Here is a 15,352-nt window from a genome sequence, read left to right as displayed (position 1 = left end):
GCTCACTCCGGCAGCTCGGCGAGCCCGTCCCAGGGATGACGTTCGGGCCCCGCGGCCAGCCCCTCCGGGCAGTGGCGGCGAAAGTCGCACCACGAGCAGATGGGCCCCGGGCTGGGGGCGAACCGAGCGTCGATCTCCGGCGGCACGGGCGCGGGACCCACCAGCGGCCTGCGATCGGCCGCGCCGGAGGGGCGGGCGGCGCGGGCGGGCGCGCCCATCGCCGCGCGGTAGCGCTCGTCGGCGTCGGCGGCCTCGGCCGCGATCTCCTCGGCGCGCCGCAGGTGACGTCCGAGCGACTCGTCGGTGTGACGCCATTCGACGACCTCGCCCGTCGGCAGGTGGTGCAGCTCGACCGCGCGGCACTGCGTGCGCATCATCCGGGACGCCGCGATCGCGTAGATGGCCAGCGCGAGCGAGGAGCGCGCGTCGTCCTGGGTGAGCGGCCGCCGGCCGGTCTTGTAGTCGACCACCACCAGCTCGTCGCCCCGGCGGTCGAGCCGGTCGATGCGCCCCGAGACCGCGATGACCTGGGTGCGGGTGGCGACAGTGCGCTCCACCCCCACCGGATCGTCCGACGGGTCCAGCGTGGCGACGTAGCCGGAGACCAGGTCACGAGCCCGGCCGAGCCACCGGGAGGACTGCTCGGCGTCCCGGAAACCCTCGGTGATCCACCCGTTGGTCAGCAGGATGGCCGCCGTCAGCGGGGTCCGGCGTTCGTACGGCTCCCGCCACCAGCCGGCCAGCGCGTTGTGCACGCTCGCGCCCACGCTGTTGTGGGCCCAGGCCGGACCCTTCGACGGCTGCGGCCGGTCGAGGTAGGTGAACCGGTAGCGGCGGCGGCAGTCGAGCCAGGTGTTCAACCGCGACGGGGTGCACGAGTAGAGCCGCCGCGGCATCCCTTCCAGCGGTAACTGGTCGTACACCTAGTCGTCGCCCGGCGTGATCCTGATGCCCGCGACCCTGGTGCCGTCGGTGAGCGGCCCCTCGGCCTCGGTCTCGGTCTCGGTGCGGGTCAGCGAGCCCGAGACCCAGGCGTCGAAGTGTGGCTCCAGGTCGCCGACCGTGACCTCCTCGCCGTGCACGCCCAGCACCCGGGTGTCGGGGGGCAGGGTGAACAGCCGGCCGCCGATCGAGGTGAGCTGGTCGGCCAGCGCCGGATACTCGCCACCGAGCTTGCCGGGGCCGTCGGCCTGCAGCGACTTGCCGGTGAACACGGCGCCGAGCCCCTCGCAGTAGAGCGAGACGCCGCCGGGCGTGATGCCGGGCGTCTCCATGACGTCGAGCTGGACGTCGGCCACGCCGAAGATGCCGTCGTCCTCCATGTCGATGTCGGGCCAGGTCTCCCGCCAGGTCTCCCGCCAGAGCGGTTTGTCCTTGGGGTGCAGGGCGACCACGGCTTCGTCCCTGCTGGCCACCTCGATGGCCGCGCCGACATGGTCGGGCAGGCCGTGTGTGCAGATGACGGCGAGGACCTCTCGCTCGCCGACCTGCTCCAGGATCTTCGCGGCGTCTCGCGCCGGGTCGATGACGATCACCTCGTCGTCGTCGCCCACGATCCAGGTGTTGTTCTCGACCTTGTGTTCGGTGCCGTCGATGTCGACGGCACCCTCGGTCACCACTCGTTCGATACGCGCTGTCACGCCTCCGAACTCTAGCTCGTCTGGATGGCAGCGCGAATCGCGTTGCGGATGAGTTGCGGATGAGTCGTACCGGTTAGTCCTCGAGCTTCGGCGAGAAGGCGCCGAAGGGCAGGTCGAGGTCGAGGTCGCGCAGGTCCAGCAGGTTGAGCTCGCTGAGCGCGATGAGGCAACCGGCCTCGGCGGGCCAGGCGATCGCCCACAGCCAGTTGCCCAGCGCCTCGCCCGCGTAGACGGCCCTGTCGGGCGCACCCTCGACGCACCACAGCGGGCTGGGGTGACCCAGCACCCCGATCTTGGCGTTCGGCGGCCCTGAGTCGAAGCCCTCACCGGGGTCGGGCCCGTCCACCCCCGCGAACGCCGCGCCCAGGCCGACGCCGGGCTCCTCGGCGACGATCAGCAGGTCGGCGGGGCCCGCGCTGATCGACGGCCCGCACAGCGCGACCACGCTGGCGACACCCCCGGTGCGCTGGTCACCGGCCTCGGAGAACCCGGTCACCAGCCAGCCGGAAGGCAGCGGCCAGGGCAACCAGACGGGCACGACCGCGCTTTTGCGCATCGCTTCGACGGCCGCCGTGGACGGCGGCCAGGGCGGCTGGTAGGGCACGACATCACCATGCGTGTCACAACGCCACGCACTCGACCAGGCGCTCGGCCCATGAAGCGGGCCAAAGCAGCGGGAACACGTTGGAGCCGCTCTCACAGCTACCCACGGTGCTTCGTGGAATACCGCGCCGTCAAGACCACATCTCGTTATCTCGTCGTAATCTTGACCATGTGCATGTAAATTGTGTCGGCGCCATCATCGTCGACGCCTCCGGCAGACTCCTCCTCGTCCGGCGTGGCCACCCGCCCGGCGAGGGGCTCTGGTCCATTCCTGGCGGCCGGGTGGAGCCCCAGGAGACGGACCACGCCGCCCTGGAGCGCGAGGTCTTGGAGGAGACCGGCCTGCGCGTCGAGGTGGGCCCCTTCGCGGGCGCGGTCGAGCGTCCGGGGCCGGCCGGGGTGACATACGACATCCGCGACTACCACGCCACCGTCACGGGCGGCGCGCTCGCCGCCGGAGACGACGCCGCCGACGCCCGCTGGTGCTCCCCGGCCGACCTGGCCGGGCTTCCGCTCACCGGCGGTCTCGTTGACGCCCTGACGGAGTGGGGCGTGCTCCCTCCCGAGTGAGATCGCCGTCAGCGGCTGGAGGTCAGGGTGGAGGTCCACAGGATCAGGTGGTCGGCACTGTAGGTGGTGCTCCGGCCCAGCGCGACCACCTCCGAGCCCGACACCGTGACCGCCGCCAGCCACTGCATGCCCTGTCCCGCCAGGCGGTCCTTCGTCAGGTCCGAGCGGTTCCAGGTCAGGCCGTCCTGCGAGATCCAGGCCGCGCTGTCGCCGTCGTCCGGCGAGCCGTGCCAGCCGACCGCGACCAGGCCCTGGTCGGCCGCCGCCAGGTCGTACACGGCCGCCGCCCGGTCCGCGGGGAGCCAGGCCGTGCGCCAGGTGACCCCGTCGTCGTCCGAGACCGCCGAGAACACCCGCCGCGACCCCTGCGCCAGCGCCGACCCGATGGCGACGAGCTTGTCCTGGTACGACGCCACCTGCCGCAGACCCGCGGCCGTGGCGTCGGGCGGCGCGACCCGCTTGCGGGCCTTCCAGTTGACGCCGTCCTCCGAGACCCACACGACGCCGCTCTCCTGGTCGCCGTCGCCCGCCCCGCCCACCGCCACGTAACCCGAGGCCGTGGCCGCCAGATCGTGGATTCGGGTGCCGGACCCGCCCTGCGGCAGTTTCCTCGACCGGGTGAATTTACGCAGGTCGGGGGTGAACCAGAGGGCGGCGGCCGTACCGGAGGAGCCGCTGTCCTCTCCCGCGAGCACGTAGCCCTCGGGGCCCGCGGCCACCACGCGGACACCGAGGTAGGGGTGGTCCTTCGGCAGGGTGAGGTCGCCCGACGAGGCGATCCTCTTCCAGGTGCGGCCGTCCGGCGAGGAGACCAGGAGCGGCTCGGTGACACCGATGCCCGTCTGCGTGCTGCCGGCCGCCAGCCACCCGCGCCGGCCGTACGCGACGTCGTCGAGGATCTGCTGGCGCGGCCCGCCGAGGCTCATCGACGTCCAGCTCTGCCAGTTCAGGCTGGTCCAGATGCCCGCGTCGCCCGAAGCGGAGCCGACCGCCACGTACCTGCCGTCGTGGTGCGCCAGGCCGTTGGTCTCCCTGGCCATCCTCGACAGGCCGTCGACGCCGGCGAGCCGCACCCGGGAGGCGTCTCCGCGCGCGGGCGCGGCCATCAGGACGAGCTGGTTGTCCACGTCCGCGGCCGCCTGGTCGCCGCCCGCGAACAGGGTGCCCGACTCGGTGATCGTGAACCCGCGCAGCGTCGCCCCCGACAGGTTGCCGAGGTCGGCGCGCTTGGTCCAGGTGCGGCCGTCGGTGCTGGTCAGCACCGAGTACCGGCCGAGGTTCACCTGGTTGATCGCCGCGATGCCCGCCGGGTGGCTGATCACCGACTCGACGCCAGGGCTCTCGCCGCCGAGCCCGCCGATCGAGCCGCACAGCGACCACTGGGCGCCCGTCGGCGAGCAGTAGACGCGCACCTCGCCGGTGACCGTACGCTGCCGGGTCGGCACGAGCACGAACTGCTTGGCCAGCACGGCGAGCGACCCCGGACGCGGCGCCGCCTCGGGCAGCTGGAAGCCGGTCGCCTGCCAGGTGCGCCCGCCGTCGGCCGACCGGATGACCCGCGAGCCGTCGCCCTCCGCGGGCTGCCCGACCGCGATCGCCGTGTCGCCCCTGGCGACGACCGCCTTCAGCTCCCGTACGTCCAGTCCGCGCGTCTCCACCCGCTGCCAGGCGCGCCCGTCCGGCGACTGCCAGGCCGCCGGGCCGGCGCTGCCGTCATCCAGCGTCGTACGGCCCACCGCCACGAACCCTGAGCGGGTCCTGGCGATGTCGGAGATCAGGTCGCCGGCGTGGAAGGCCGACATCCCGGCCTGCTCCACGGCCGTCCAGCTGAAACCGTCGGCGCTCGTCCACAGCCCGCGCTCGCCGCCCTGGCCGTCGCCCCCGCTGGCCAGCCAGAGCCCGTCACCGCCCACCACCCGCTGTACGGTCGGCGTGGTCGAGCCCGTGACCTGGCCCAGCTGCCACGTCTTGCCGCTGTCGGGCGAGAACAGGAACAACGGGCGCGGCGTCGGGCTCGTCGTGTCACTGCCGACGGCGACCACGGCGCGGCCCACCGAGGTCATGTCGTTGAGCTTCTGGTCGGAGCCGTCGCCGGCCGACGGCACCGTGAACAGCTCGTCGCCGGACTGCCCGCTGCCCGCCTCCAGCCTCAGCCCGGCCTCCTCGGGGCTGGTCCATCGCCAGACCAGCACGCCGCCCGCGACGACCAGGGCCAGGGCCAGCAGGATGGCGAACGGCGCCGCACCGCCCCGGCGCCGCCCCACGGGGCTCGCCCTCCGCACGGCCGCCGGCGCCGGGCCCCTGTGGTGCCTGCCAGCGGCTCCGGGACGGGTGGGTCCGGTGGCGACCAGCAGGTCCGGCCGCGTGGGTCGTCCCCCCGGCGGCCGCCCCACCCGCCGCACGGCGCCGTCGTCCCCGGCCGGCTCCTCCCCCGTTCGCTCCTCCTCCGCCTGCTCCTCCTCCCCGGCGACGTGCTCGGGCTCCGCCGCCGGACGTACGGACTCCTCCTCGAGACCCGCCTCCTCCTCAGGGGCCCGCCTCGCCGGCTCCTCCACAGGACGTACGGACTCCCTCTCGGCACGCGTCTCCCGGATCGGCCCTGCCTCCTCAGGAGCCCGCCTCGCCGGGTCCTCGGCGAGGGACGGCTCGGCCTCGGCGGGTTTCCCGCCGGCGACGTGCTCGGGCTCCGCCGCGATCTCCGGGGCCACCGGAATGGGACGTGGGATGCCGTAGGGAGGTGTCCCGGTCCCTCGCCGGGGCGGCGTTTCGGGCTCCTGCCGCTCGGACCCGGCCTCCGGTTCGAACCAGGATCGGGGCACCACCCCAGGGGGCAGGCTGGTCGGCTCCGGTCCGGGCCGATCGATGTAGGGCCGAACGGCATCCGGCTGACCGGCCTCGGACTGATCAGCGTCAGGATGGCCGGGCCGTGGCCGGTCGGGAGGGGTGGGATGGGGGCGGGGTGGACCGGAGGCGACCAGTTTGTCGGGGCGGTTCACCTGACGCCGGGGGCGGCGCCGCTGGTCGGTCTCGGGTTCGGCCGTCGGGGAGCTGTAGGGCCTGCGACCCCTCGGAGGCTCCTGGGGCTCGTCGTCAGAGGTGGGTGAATCGTCAGGACTGGGTGAGTCGTCAGGACTGGGTGAGTCGCCAGATGTGGGTGAGTCGTCAGGAGTAGGTGAGTCGTCAGGAGTGGGTGAGGAGAAGGGTGGCAGACCCCAGGGAGAGGCCAGGGGTAAGCCTCTGGCCCGGTCGTCCGTGGGCCCGGGCGGCGAGTGCCGGATCCGGGGCTCGTGCGGGGAATGCGACGAGCGCGGGGCGCGCGGATCCGAGGCAGGTGAATCCTCGGAACGCGGGTCGTCGTCATCCGGCAGTCGCCGTGGCGGGTCGCTGGGGCCGGAGGCCACGCGGCGCACCTCCTAGTCGCGCTTGTCGAGCGGGTCCAACCTGGTCAACCGGGCAAATGGCCGAGCATCTGGCGGCCGCTGGGACCGTTCCAGGGGTGCTCGCTCATTTTCATGTGCCTCTCTCAGCCTCCATGCGCCAACAGCATGGAATTGCGGCACGCGTCTACTCGTACCCCGTCGAACAGAGATGATCACCTCCGCCATCCTCGCCACCCCACAGCATCCAGACCAGCATGCCTGAGCCGGAATGGCGAGACCTCTCTAGCGAGATTCCCGGGACCTCGGCCCCATTTATCCCGAAATAGTGCTGATAGACCGTTTTTTAGACAGATAGAGCACCCCAACAGTGAAGACACCCAGCTGCACCACGGTCCCCGCCAGCGACTGCCACGGCACCGCCCCCTGCTGCAACGCCTCCTCCAGCTTTCCGGCCGCCGCGCTGAGCCCGAAGGCCACCATGTTGTTGACCACGTGCAGCGCGATCGCCGCCTCCAGCCCTCCGGTCCGTACCGCGAGCCATCCCATGACCACCCCGAAGGCGAACACGTCGATCAGGCCCACCCAGGTGTATCCGTGCAACGACGCGAAGATCCCGGCCCCGATCAGGATCCCCCACACCGGATTGCGCAGATGCGCCCCGAACGCCTGCAACACCCACCCGCGGAAGAGGTACTCCTCGGTCGCCGCCTGGAACGGCACCAGCAGCACGATGGCGACGAGCGCGGGCAGGAAGGCGGACCAGCCGACCCAGCCGAACAGCTCCGAGGCCTCCTCCCCCGTCAGCACGAGGGCGACCACCTGCGCCGCCTGCCCGAGCGCGAGGGCCAGCACCCCCAGCGCGATGAACCGCAGCAGCCAGGACCAGCGCAACCGCCCGGCGACCGAGGAGAGGGTTCCGGGCCGCCGGCGCTGGACCAGCGCGGCCGTACCGAAGACCAGGGGCAGGACGAGCGCGATCGACAGCAGCAACACCACCATCTCGAACACCGGGTCGCCGAAGTACCGGCCCACCCGCATCGGCGCGGAGATTCCCGCCATCGTCGCGACCACCGCGCCGGCGACCACCACGAACACGCCGATCAGGAGGAATCCGCCGGCCACGGTGATCGTGCCGACGATCTGGCGCCACAGGCGGGCGTCAGGGGTCCTGGCCAGCTGGTCGTACCTGGCGCCTCGCGGCGTCGGCAGGAACCAGGGCGTCGGCTGCGGCGCCGGCGGATAGGGATGGGCGGCGGGCCATTCCGGCGGCCGCGGACCGTACGGGATCTGGGGTCCTGGGTTCTCCTGCATCTTTACATTGTGTCCGTCTGGTGCGCATTAGTTCACAGACGGTCCGCCCATTCGGGCGGATGCTCGGGGGGTACACATCTCGACCCTGGGAGCAATCCAATGTCAAGGCTGGGACCTGTCATCACCCTGGCGGCCGGGGCAGTGCTCGCCGTCGGGCTCGGTGTCGCCAGCACCACCGCGACACCAGCGGCGGACCCGACCGCCGCCGCCTCCGACACCGCGGGCGACGCCACCGAGAACACCGCGACCGGCAACACCGATAACGACACAGAGAACGACGACACAGAGAACAGCACTGGGGACAACACCGGCGACGCGACGGCGCCCGCGGCCGAGCCGTCCGCGAGCGCCAAGCCCACTCCGACCGATACGGCCGTGACGAAGCTCGACTACGCGGGCCGCGTCAGGGGCAACGGCGGCCTCATCGCGATCTCCATCCGTGGCGGCAAGGCCATCGGCTACTTCTGCGACGGCAGGACCGAGGCCTGGTTCAAGGGCACCGCCGGAGCCGGGAAGATCGGCCTCGAAGGCTTCGGCGACGCCGAGGCCGGGGCCACGCTCGGCGACGGCAAGGCCAGGGGCTGGCTGAAGGTCGGCGGCAAGAAGTGGAACTTCGACGCCCCGACAGTCAAGAAGCCCTCCGGCCTCTACCGGGCCACCGCGCAGGTCAGAGGCGCCAAGATCCGCGCCGGCTGGATCGTGCTGGCCCGGCCGCAGGGCGGGTTCACGCAGGTGGGCGCCGCCTTCGTGGACGAGAGGCAGCTGAACGTCCCCGAGCTGAACAACGAGCGGCCCACCGCCCCCGTGACCATCGACCAGGCCACCCTCTACCCCAAGGACGTCGACGGCTTCATCCAGGAGATGCGATGACCACCACCACGCGGCAACCGTCCGGCAGCCTCACCCCGCTGGCCGTGCCGTTACTGGCCGGCGGCCTGGTGATGGTCGCGCTCGGCGTCTACGGACGCGTCCACACGCCCACCGGGTTCGCCGTCGGCCCCGCGGGCTTCTCCGCCGCGCTGCCGATGAAGGCCTGGCTGACCACGGGCGCCTTCGTGCTGGCGTTCGTCCAGGTGATCTCCGCCCTGTCGATGTGGGGCAAGCTCGGGATCTCCATCCCGCCCGCCGTGCACCGCTGGTCGGGCCGGCTGGCCTTCCTGCTCACCATCCCGGTCGCGTTCCACTGCCTGTACGCCCTGGGCCTGCAGTACGACGTGCCCCGGGTGCTCGCCCACTCGCTGCTCGGCTGCTTCTTCTACGGGCTGCTGACCGCCAAGCTGCTCGCCCTGCCCAAGCGCGGCCTGCCGGGCTGGTCGCTGCCCGTGCTGGGCGGGCTCACGTTCACCCTGCTCGTCGGGCTCTGGCTGACCTCGTCGTTCTGGTTCTTCACCACGATCGGCCTGAAGGTCTAGCCCTCCGGGCTGAAGGTCTTGGTACGGGCCAGCCCGGCGGCCCGTCCCTTGGCCGCGAGGACGAGCGCCATCTTGCGTGAGGCCTCGTCGATCATCTCGTCGCCCAGCATGACCGCGCCGCGTTTCTCCACCGTCGTGTAGTACTCGTACGCCTCGAGGATGAGCTCGGCGTGGTCGTAGTCCTCCTGGCTGGGCGAGAACACCTCGTTGGCCGCGTCCACCTGCAGCGGGTGGAGCACCCACTTGCCGTCGAAGCCGAGCGCGGCGGCTCGCCGGGCCACCCGTCTGAAGCCCTCGACGTCCTTGATCTGCAGGTAGGGGCCGTCGATGACCTGGAGGTCGTGCATCCGGGCCGCCATGAGCAGCCGCATCAGGATGTAGTGGTAGGCGTCGCCCTCGGTGTAGCCGGGCGGCTGCTCCCCCACCACCAGGGTGCGCATGTTGACCGACGCCATGAAGTCCGCGGGGCCGAACACCAGCGCCTCCAGCCGCCGCGACGCCCCGGCGATGGCGTCGACGTTGACCAGGCCGCGGGCGTTCTCGATCTGCGCCTCGATGCCGATGCGGCCGACCTCGAAGCCCATCGTCTTCTCGATCTGGGTGAGCAGGGTGTCGAGCCAGACGATCTCGGTGGAGTCCTGGACCTTGGGCAGGATCAGGCAGTCGAGGTGCTCGCCCGCGCCCTCCACGATCTCGATCACGTCGCGATAGGTCCACTGCGTGGTCAGATCGTTGACCCGGACCACGCGGGTCTTGCCAGTCCAGTCGCCCTCGCGCAGCGCGGTCACGACGTTCTTGCGCGCCTCCTCCTTGGCCATCGGCGCGACCGAGTCCTCCAAATCGAGGAAGACCTCGTCGACGGGCAGGGTCTGGGCCTTCTCCAGGAACCGGGGGTTGCTGCCGGGCACCGCGAGAACAGAACGACGAGAGCGCATGCGCACACGTTAACGGGGGCGCTCCGAAGCACCCGGGCCGGGGTTACAGTCTTGCTGTGAGCGACAACACCGCGGCCATCGAGGAGGGCGCCAAGAAGTCGGGCATCCTCTGGCTCACGCTCGACCGTCCGCGCCTGGCCTGGCACGCCTGGTACGACGGCGGCATCTACCTCGTCACCGGGGGCGGCGAACAGGTCCTGCCGGGGCTCGACGCCCTCGACCGGGTGCGCGTGACGCTGCGCAGCAAGGACAACGGCGCCCGGCTGGTCGAGTTCGAGGCCGTGGTCCGGGTGGTCGACCAGGCGGCCGAGCCCGACGCCGTCGCCGCGCTGGCCAAGGAGCGCCTCAACGCCCCCGACAGCGTCCACCTGACCGACCGGTGGGCGCGGGAGTCCACAGTGCTGCGGCTCACCCCCGCGGCCTGAACGCTCGCGAACTGAGCGGCCGCGGGTCTCAGCTCACCCGCACCGGCTCCGCCATCTCCAGCACCGGCGCCGGGGAGCGGCGGGTCGAGGCGGTCTGCGCCACCAGGGCCCCCGACAGGACGATCAGGCCGCCGATGATCTGGAAGGCGCCCAGCGTCTCGCCCACCAGCGCCCACGCGACCACGGCGCCGCCGATGACCTCCAGCGACGCCACCGTGGCCCCCACGGCCGCCGAGAGCCGCCGCACCGCGTTGACGCCCAGGATGTACGCCGTGACGGTGGCGATCAGCACCATCCACAGGTACGCCCCCAGCACCGGCAGCGTGATCCCGCCCTGGGGCGCGACCGAGACGGTGAACGACTCCCACGGGATGCCCCAGGGCCGGGCGAACGGGAGGAGCACGGTGGCGGCTCCGGCCATGCCCCAGGCGATCAGGCCGAGCGGGTCGACGTCGTCGCCGAAGCTATCGCTCATCAGGAAATATCCGGCACAGCACGCCCCGGCCACCAGGCCCAGCAGGAGGCCGAGCCCGTCCAGGCGCAGCCCGTCCCAGGCCTCCACGACGATGCCCAGCCCCAGCACGGCCACCACGGCCCCGATGTAGGCCGCCCGGGCCAGCCGGATGCCGCGGACGAACCGCACCCAGACGACCACCATGACCGGTGCCATGAACTCCAGCAGCAGCACGATCCCCACCGGCAGCCGGGTGATCGCCACGAAGTACAGTGACTGCACTCCGGCCACGGCCACGATCGCGTACATCGCGAAGAACGGCAGCCGGGGGCGCGGGATCCGCAGCGCCGCCGGCCGCAACACGGCCAGAACGGCGAGCAACAGCAGTCCGGCCCCCGCCATGCGGCACCAGACGGCCTCGATCGGGGTCAGCCCGGCCGCGATGAGGTATTTCGCCATGGGCCCGGAGAAGGCGAAACACCATGATGAGGCCAGCGCGATCGCGAGACCCGCATTCCTCATGCAGCACCATCCTGAGTAAGCACCGTTTGAAACGTTTGATCCTGACACGCTGGGTGTTCCAGGCGCAATGCCTCGCCACTGTTAGCCTGCTCACGTGAAGATCTTCGCGGCCCGCCTGGCCGGGACCTCGGTCTTCGACCCCGCGGGCGACCAGATCGGCCGCATCAGGGACGTCGTCGTCGGCCTGCGCGGCTCCCGCCCGCCGAGTGTCCACGGCATGGTGGTCGAGGTGCAGCCACGCCGCCGGGTCTTCCTGCCCATCACCCGGGTGCGCGGCATCGAGGCCGGCGCGGTCATCTTCACCGGCAAGCTGAACGTCCGCAGGTTTGAGAAACGGGCCAGCGAGACGCTCGTCATCGGCGAGATGCTCGACCTCACCGTGACCGTCGGCGGCCAGCAGATGACCGTCTATGACGTGGCGATGGAGGAGACGAAGCCCTCAGCCTGGGAGATTACCAGCGTGGCCGTCTACCGCGGCAGGCGGCGGCGCGACGCCAAGGTCGTCGACTGGGACGAGGTGTCCGGCTTCGACGTGCTGCAGAAGGACCAGGGGGCGGCCGGGCTGATCGCCGCCTTCGAGTCGATGCGCGCCGCCGACATGGCCAGTGCGCTGCACGAGCTGCCCGGCAAGCGGCGCCTCGAGATCGCCCGCGCCCTCGACGACGACCGGCTCGCCGACGTGCTGGAGGAGATGCCGCCCCGCGACCAGATCGGCATCCTCAGCACCCTGGAGCCCGAGCGGGCCGCCGACGTCCTCGAGGAGATGGACCCCGACGACGCCGCCGACCTGCTGCACGACCTTCCGGCCGACGAGGCCGCCCGGCTGCTCGCGCTGATGGAGCCGGGTGAGGCGGCCCCCGTGCGGCGGCTGCTCACCTACCCCGCCGACACCGCCGGCGGCATGATGACCAGCGAGCCCGTGATCCTGCCGCCGACCGCCACCGTCGCGGAGGCGCTCGCGCACATCAGGCTCAAGGACCTCACACCCGCGATCGCCGCCCAGGTCTACGTGACACGACCGCCCACCGAAACCCCGACCGGGGCCTACCTGGGCGTGAGCCACTTCCAGCGGCTGCTGCGCGATCCGCCCTCGACACTGCTCGGGGCCGCGATCGATCCCTCGATCGATCCGATCAAGCCCGACCTCAGGCTCCCCGACGTGGCCTCCTACCTGGCCAACTACAACCTCCTGGCGGCTCCGGTCGTCGACGAGCTGGGCCGGCTGGTCGGCGCGGTGACCGTCGACGACGTGCTCGACCACATGCTGCCGAGAGACTGGCGCGAAAGGCTGCACCCGTGACGGCCGGCGAACGCCTCGACCAGCCTCGCGAGCTGCGTCGCACGCTGCGCCCGCACTACGACCAGGAGGCGTTCGGCCGCCTCGCCGAGCGGATCGCCCGCTTCCTCGGCACGGCCAGGTTCCTCGTCTACATGACGGTGTTCGTCGCGGTGTGGGGGGCCTGGAACGTCTTCGTTCCCGCACCCCTCCGGTTCGACCCCTATCCGTTCATCTTCCTCACGCTCATGCTGTCGCTGCAGGCGTCCTACGCCGCGCCGCTCATCCTGCTGGCGCAGAACCGGCAGGCCGACAGAGACCGCGTGCAGTACGAGCAGGACCGCGACGCGGCCGATCGCAACCAGGCGGAGATCGAGTATCTGACCCGCGAGATCGCCGGGCTGCGGATGGCCCTGAGCGAGGTGGCCACCCGTGACTTTCTCCACTCGGAGGTGCAGCGGCTGCTGGAGGAGCTCAGGGAGCGTCGGTGAGGTCGAGCTCCGCCAGCCTGGTCAGCATCGCGCGGATCCGCTCGATCTCGCCGGGGCCGAGCAGGTCGAGGAACTGGCTCCTGATCCCGTGCAGGTAGGTGGGGGTCGCCTGGGCCAGCCGGGCGGCTCCGGCGTCGGTCAGCACGGCGTACAGGCCGCGCGCGTCGCTCGCGCACGCCTCGCGCACCACCAGCCCGTCACGCTGCAGCCGGTCGATCAGCCTCGTCAGGCCGCTGCGCGAGAGCAGCACCCTGCCCGCCAGGTCGTTCATCCGCAGCCGCCGCTCGGGCGCCTCCGCGAGCTGCAGCAACACGTCGTAGGAGGCCAGAGGGAGGTCATGGGCGACGAGCAGCTCGGCCTCGAGATGGCGGGTGATCCGCAGCTGGGCCCGCTGCAGCAGCCGCCAGACCGTCAACTCCTCGACGGTGAGGCTCTCGTCGTGCAGAAGAGTCACGGAGTAACCTTAGAACGTTGCACGGGCACCTAAACAGCACGGATTAACCGTGTCGGCGCACTGGTTCATACCATGGAGGGGCATCCTCACTGGCGTGCAGCGCCTGTCCTACATATATGACAAAGGAGGGACGGCACTCCCCTCGTGCCGAGACTTCGATGGCACCAACCCAGGAACAGGTGACGGCAGCTCTCGCCACCGTCATCGACCCCGAGATCCGTCGCCCGATCACCGATCTCGGCATGGTCAAGAGCATCGACATCGCTCCCGACGGTGCCGTACGCGTCGGCGTCTACCTCACCGTGGCCGGCTGCCCGATGAAGGACACCATCCGCCGCGACGTCACCGCCTCGATCGTCGCCCTCGACGGTGTCACAGGTGTCGAGATCGAGCTCGACGTCATGAGCACCGAGCAACGCAAGACGCTCCAGACCAAGCTGCGCGGCGATCGTGGGCCGGAGAAGGAGATCCCCTTCAACCAGCCGGGCTCGCTGACGCGCGTCTTCGCGGTCGCCAGCGGCAAGGGCGGTGTCGGCAAGTCGTCCGTGACGGTCAACCTGGCCGTCGCCATGGCCGCAGGCGGCCTCAAGGTCGGCATCGTCGACGCCGACATCTACGGCCACAGCGTCCCGCGCATGCTGGGCGTCTCCGACCGGCCGACCAAGGTCGAGGACATGATCATGCCGCCGGTGGCGCATGACATCAAGGTCATCTCGGTCGGCATGTTCAAGCCGGAGGGCAACAACGCGGTGGTCTGGCGCGGGCCCATGCTCGACCGCGCGCTCCACCAGTTCCTCGCCGACGTCTACTGGGGCGATCTCGACATCCTCCTGCTCGACCTGCCTCCTGGCACCGGCGACATCGCGATCTCGGTGGCCCAGCGCCTCCCGTCGGCCGAGATCCTCGTGGTGACCACGCCGCAGATGGCCGCCGCCGAGGTCGCGGAGCGGGCGGGCTCGATCGCCGCCCAGACCCACCAGCAGATCGCCGGCGTCATCGAGAACATGGCCTGGCTGCCGTGCCCCCACTGCGACGAGCGCATCTCGGTCTTCGGCGAGGGCGGCGGCCAGACGGTCGCCGACGCGCTCACCCGCACGCTCGGCTCCCGGGTGTCGCTGCTCGGTCAGGTCCCGATCGACCTGCGGCTGCGCGAGGGCGGCGACGAGGGCAAGCCTCTCGTCCTGACCGATCCCGACACTCCGGCCGCGGCCGAGCTCCGCTCGATCGCGGCGGCCCTCAGCAAGCGTTCCTCCAGCATGAAGGGCATGCAGCTGGGCCTGTCGCCCAACCGTTGACACCCTGCTGACATCTGCGCGCATCGGGCCCGCTCGTCCTCGAGCGGGCCCGCCGTGCTTCCCCGACCTGCCGTGCTCGTCAGGATCCGCCCGAGATCAGGTCGCCTCCGAGTCGTACGGCGGGAGCTCGCCGTAGCCCAGCTCGTCGACCGGCTCCGCCACCGCGGTGTGGGGCGCCGTGGCCGGCTCCAGCTCGCGCGGCTTGCCGTTCCAGTCGTTCTCCACGTCGTCCAGGAGATGCTTGCGGACGAAGTTTCGCGGATTGAGGTCGGCCGGGTCGAAGTTGGAGAACTCCGGCGGCAGCCCCGCGCGCAGGTCTTCGCGCGCGTTGGTGGCCATCCGGCGTAGGTTGCGCAGCGTCTCGCCCGCCTGCGACGCCACCTGGGGCAGCTTATCCGGCCCGAAGACGAGCAGCGCGATGACGATCAGCGCCCCGATCTCCATCCAGCCGAGTCCGAACACGGTGAGCTCCTACCGCAGTGAAATCGCACCGGGGACGACCCCGGGTCAATCCCAGACTAAGGGCTAGCCGGGACAGGTCGGTCGCCCGCTCACGCTGACGATCCCAAACCAGAGCGGCTCCG

Annotated in this window: 16 protein-coding genes; 7 read left to right on the top strand and 9 right to left on the bottom strand. The window is 71.2% G+C overall.

Annotated elements, in window-relative coordinates; all coding sequences use genetic code 11:
- Positions 1-2 precede the first annotated feature (2 nt).
- The 3 genes from AB0C16_RS04210 to AB0C16_RS04200 form a co-directional block, all read right to left on the bottom strand.
- The gene (locus AB0C16_RS04210; protein WP_357678680.1) at positions 3-923 is read right to left on the bottom strand and encodes a PD-(D/E)XK nuclease family protein; all 921 of its coding nucleotides are present in this window, start codon (positions 921-923) and stop codon (positions 3-5) included.
- Positions 924-1,640: an MBL fold metallo-hydrolase gene (locus tag AB0C16_RS04205; protein WP_357678678.1), complete on the bottom strand. Its 717-nt coding sequence runs from the start codon at positions 1,638-1,640 to the stop codon at positions 924-926.
- 73 nt (positions 1,641-1,713) lie between these two features.
- On the bottom strand, positions 1,714-2,340 hold the full coding sequence (locus AB0C16_RS04200) for a DUF6758 family protein (protein ID WP_357678676.1): 627 nt from the start codon (positions 2,338-2,340) through the stop codon (positions 1,714-1,716).
- Between the two features lie 74 nt (positions 2,341-2,414).
- On the opposite strand from AB0C16_RS04200, the gene AB0C16_RS04195 reads away from it, so the two are divergent.
- On the top strand, positions 2,415-2,813 hold the full coding sequence (locus AB0C16_RS04195; protein ID WP_357678674.1) for an NUDIX domain-containing protein: 399 nt from the start codon (positions 2,415-2,417) through the stop codon (positions 2,811-2,813).
- Positions 2,814-2,821: 8 nt separating this feature from the next.
- Here AB0C16_RS04195 and AB0C16_RS04190 read toward each other — a convergent pair whose 3' ends face one another.
- Positions 2,822-5,521 carry a hypothetical protein gene (locus AB0C16_RS04190; RefSeq protein WP_357678672.1) on the bottom strand — a complete coding sequence of 900 codons (2,700 nt, stop codon included), beginning with the start codon at positions 5,519-5,521 and terminating at the stop codon, positions 2,822-2,824.
- Positions 5,522-6,505: 984 nt separating this feature from the next.
- Entirely contained in the window at positions 6,506-7,504 is a 999-nt protein-coding gene (locus AB0C16_RS04185; RefSeq protein ID WP_357678670.1) for a CPBP family glutamic-type intramembrane protease, read from the bottom strand.
- Positions 7,505-7,603: 99 nt separating this feature from the next.
- Between AB0C16_RS04185 and AB0C16_RS04180 the strand changes: the two genes are divergently transcribed.
- Positions 7,604-8,374 carry a hypothetical protein gene (locus tag AB0C16_RS04180; protein ID WP_357678669.1) on the top strand — a complete coding sequence of 257 codons (771 nt, stop codon included), beginning with the start codon at positions 7,604-7,606 and terminating at the stop codon, positions 8,372-8,374.
- Positions 8,371-8,916, top strand: a complete 546-nt coding sequence (locus AB0C16_RS04175) for a DUF6529 family protein (protein ID WP_357678667.1) — start codon at positions 8,371-8,373, stop codon at positions 8,914-8,916. The genes AB0C16_RS04180 and AB0C16_RS04175 overlap by 4 nt, the downstream gene beginning before the upstream one ends.
- On the opposite strand, the gene AB0C16_RS04170 is transcribed toward AB0C16_RS04175, so the two are convergent.
- Entirely contained in the window at positions 8,913-9,851 is a 939-nt protein-coding gene (locus tag AB0C16_RS04170) for a CoA ester lyase (protein ID WP_357678665.1), read from the bottom strand. The two genes, AB0C16_RS04175 and AB0C16_RS04170, sit on opposite strands and share 4 nt — an antisense overlap.
- A gap of 56 nt (positions 9,852-9,907) precedes the next feature.
- Between AB0C16_RS04170 and AB0C16_RS04165 the strand changes: the two genes are divergently transcribed.
- Positions 9,908-10,276, top strand: a complete 369-nt coding sequence (locus tag AB0C16_RS04165) for a hypothetical protein (protein ID WP_357678663.1) — start codon at positions 9,908-9,910, stop codon at positions 10,274-10,276.
- Positions 10,277-10,304: 28 nt separating this feature from the next.
- Here the strand turns inward: AB0C16_RS04165 and AB0C16_RS04160 are convergent, their stop codons facing one another.
- Positions 10,305-11,252 (bottom strand): EamA family transporter, encoded by a 948-nt coding sequence (locus AB0C16_RS04160; RefSeq protein WP_357678661.1) that lies wholly within the window; start codon positions 11,250-11,252, stop codon positions 10,305-10,307.
- 94 nt (positions 11,253-11,346) lie between these two features.
- On the opposite strand from AB0C16_RS04160, the gene AB0C16_RS04155 reads away from it, so the two are divergent.
- Both AB0C16_RS04155 and AB0C16_RS04150 read left to right on the top strand, forming a co-directional pair.
- Complete coding sequence (locus AB0C16_RS04155; protein WP_357678659.1) at positions 11,347-12,552, top strand: CBS domain-containing protein; 1,206 nt, start codon at positions 11,347-11,349, stop codon at positions 12,550-12,552.
- Positions 12,549-13,019 carry a DUF1003 domain-containing protein gene (locus tag AB0C16_RS04150; protein ID WP_357678657.1) on the top strand — a complete coding sequence of 157 codons (471 nt, stop codon included), beginning with the start codon at positions 12,549-12,551 and terminating at the stop codon, positions 13,017-13,019. Before AB0C16_RS04155 ends, AB0C16_RS04150 begins: the two co-directional genes overlap by 4 nt.
- Here AB0C16_RS04150 and AB0C16_RS04145 read toward each other — a convergent pair.
- Positions 13,003-13,473, bottom strand: coding sequence for a MarR family transcriptional regulator (locus tag AB0C16_RS04145; RefSeq protein ID WP_357678655.1), 471 nt, complete (start codon positions 13,471-13,473; stop codon positions 13,003-13,005). The two genes, AB0C16_RS04150 and AB0C16_RS04145, sit on opposite strands and share 17 nt — an antisense overlap.
- Before the next feature lie 158 nt (positions 13,474-13,631).
- Between AB0C16_RS04145 and AB0C16_RS04140 the strand changes: the two genes are divergently transcribed.
- The gene (locus AB0C16_RS04140; protein WP_357678653.1) at positions 13,632-14,768 is read left to right on the top strand and encodes an Mrp/NBP35 family ATP-binding protein; all 1,137 of its coding nucleotides are present in this window, start codon (positions 13,632-13,634) and stop codon (positions 14,766-14,768) included.
- Between the two features lie 96 nt (positions 14,769-14,864).
- Here AB0C16_RS04140 and AB0C16_RS04135 read toward each other — a convergent pair whose 3' ends face one another.
- Positions 14,865-15,230 carry a sec-independent translocase gene (locus AB0C16_RS04135; protein ID WP_357678651.1) on the bottom strand — a complete coding sequence of 122 codons (366 nt, stop codon included), beginning with the start codon at positions 15,228-15,230 and terminating at the stop codon, positions 14,865-14,867.
- Between the last annotated feature and the right edge of the window lie 122 nt (positions 15,231-15,352).

Origin of the sequence: Nonomuraea sp. NPDC048916 (genome assembly GCF_040649575.1) — a bacterium.
In the GTDB taxonomy this organism is placed as follows: Bacteria; Actinomycetota; Actinomycetes; order Streptosporangiales; family Streptosporangiaceae; genus Nonomuraea.
The sequence above is the reverse complement of the archived record's forward strand: the minus strand, read 5'-3'. Positions and strand labels throughout refer to the sequence as shown.

What these genes read in the sequence shown, in the direction of transcription:
- AB0C16_RS04185 (WP_357678670.1), bottom strand. Translation starts at nt 7,504, where the DNA reads ATGCAGGAGAACCCAGGACCCCAGATCCCGTACGGTCCGCGGCCGCCG.
- AB0C16_RS04180 (WP_357678669.1), top strand. Translation starts at nt 7,604, where the DNA reads ATGTCAAGGCTGGGACCTGTCATCACCCTGGCGGCCGGGGCAGTGCTC.
- AB0C16_RS04175 (WP_357678667.1), top strand. Translation starts at nt 8,371, where the DNA reads ATGACCACCACCACGCGGCAACCGTCCGGCAGCCTCACCCCGCTGGCC.
- AB0C16_RS04170 (WP_357678665.1), bottom strand. Translation starts at nt 9,851, where the DNA reads ATGCGCTCTCGTCGTTCTGTTCTCGCGGTGCCCGGCAGCAACCCCCGG.
- AB0C16_RS04160 (WP_357678661.1), bottom strand. Translation starts at nt 11,252, where the DNA reads ATGAGGAATGCGGGTCTCGCGATCGCGCTGGCCTCATCATGGTGTTTC.
- AB0C16_RS04140 (WP_357678653.1), top strand. Translation starts at nt 13,632, where the DNA reads ATGGCACCAACCCAGGAACAGGTGACGGCAGCTCTCGCCACCGTCATC.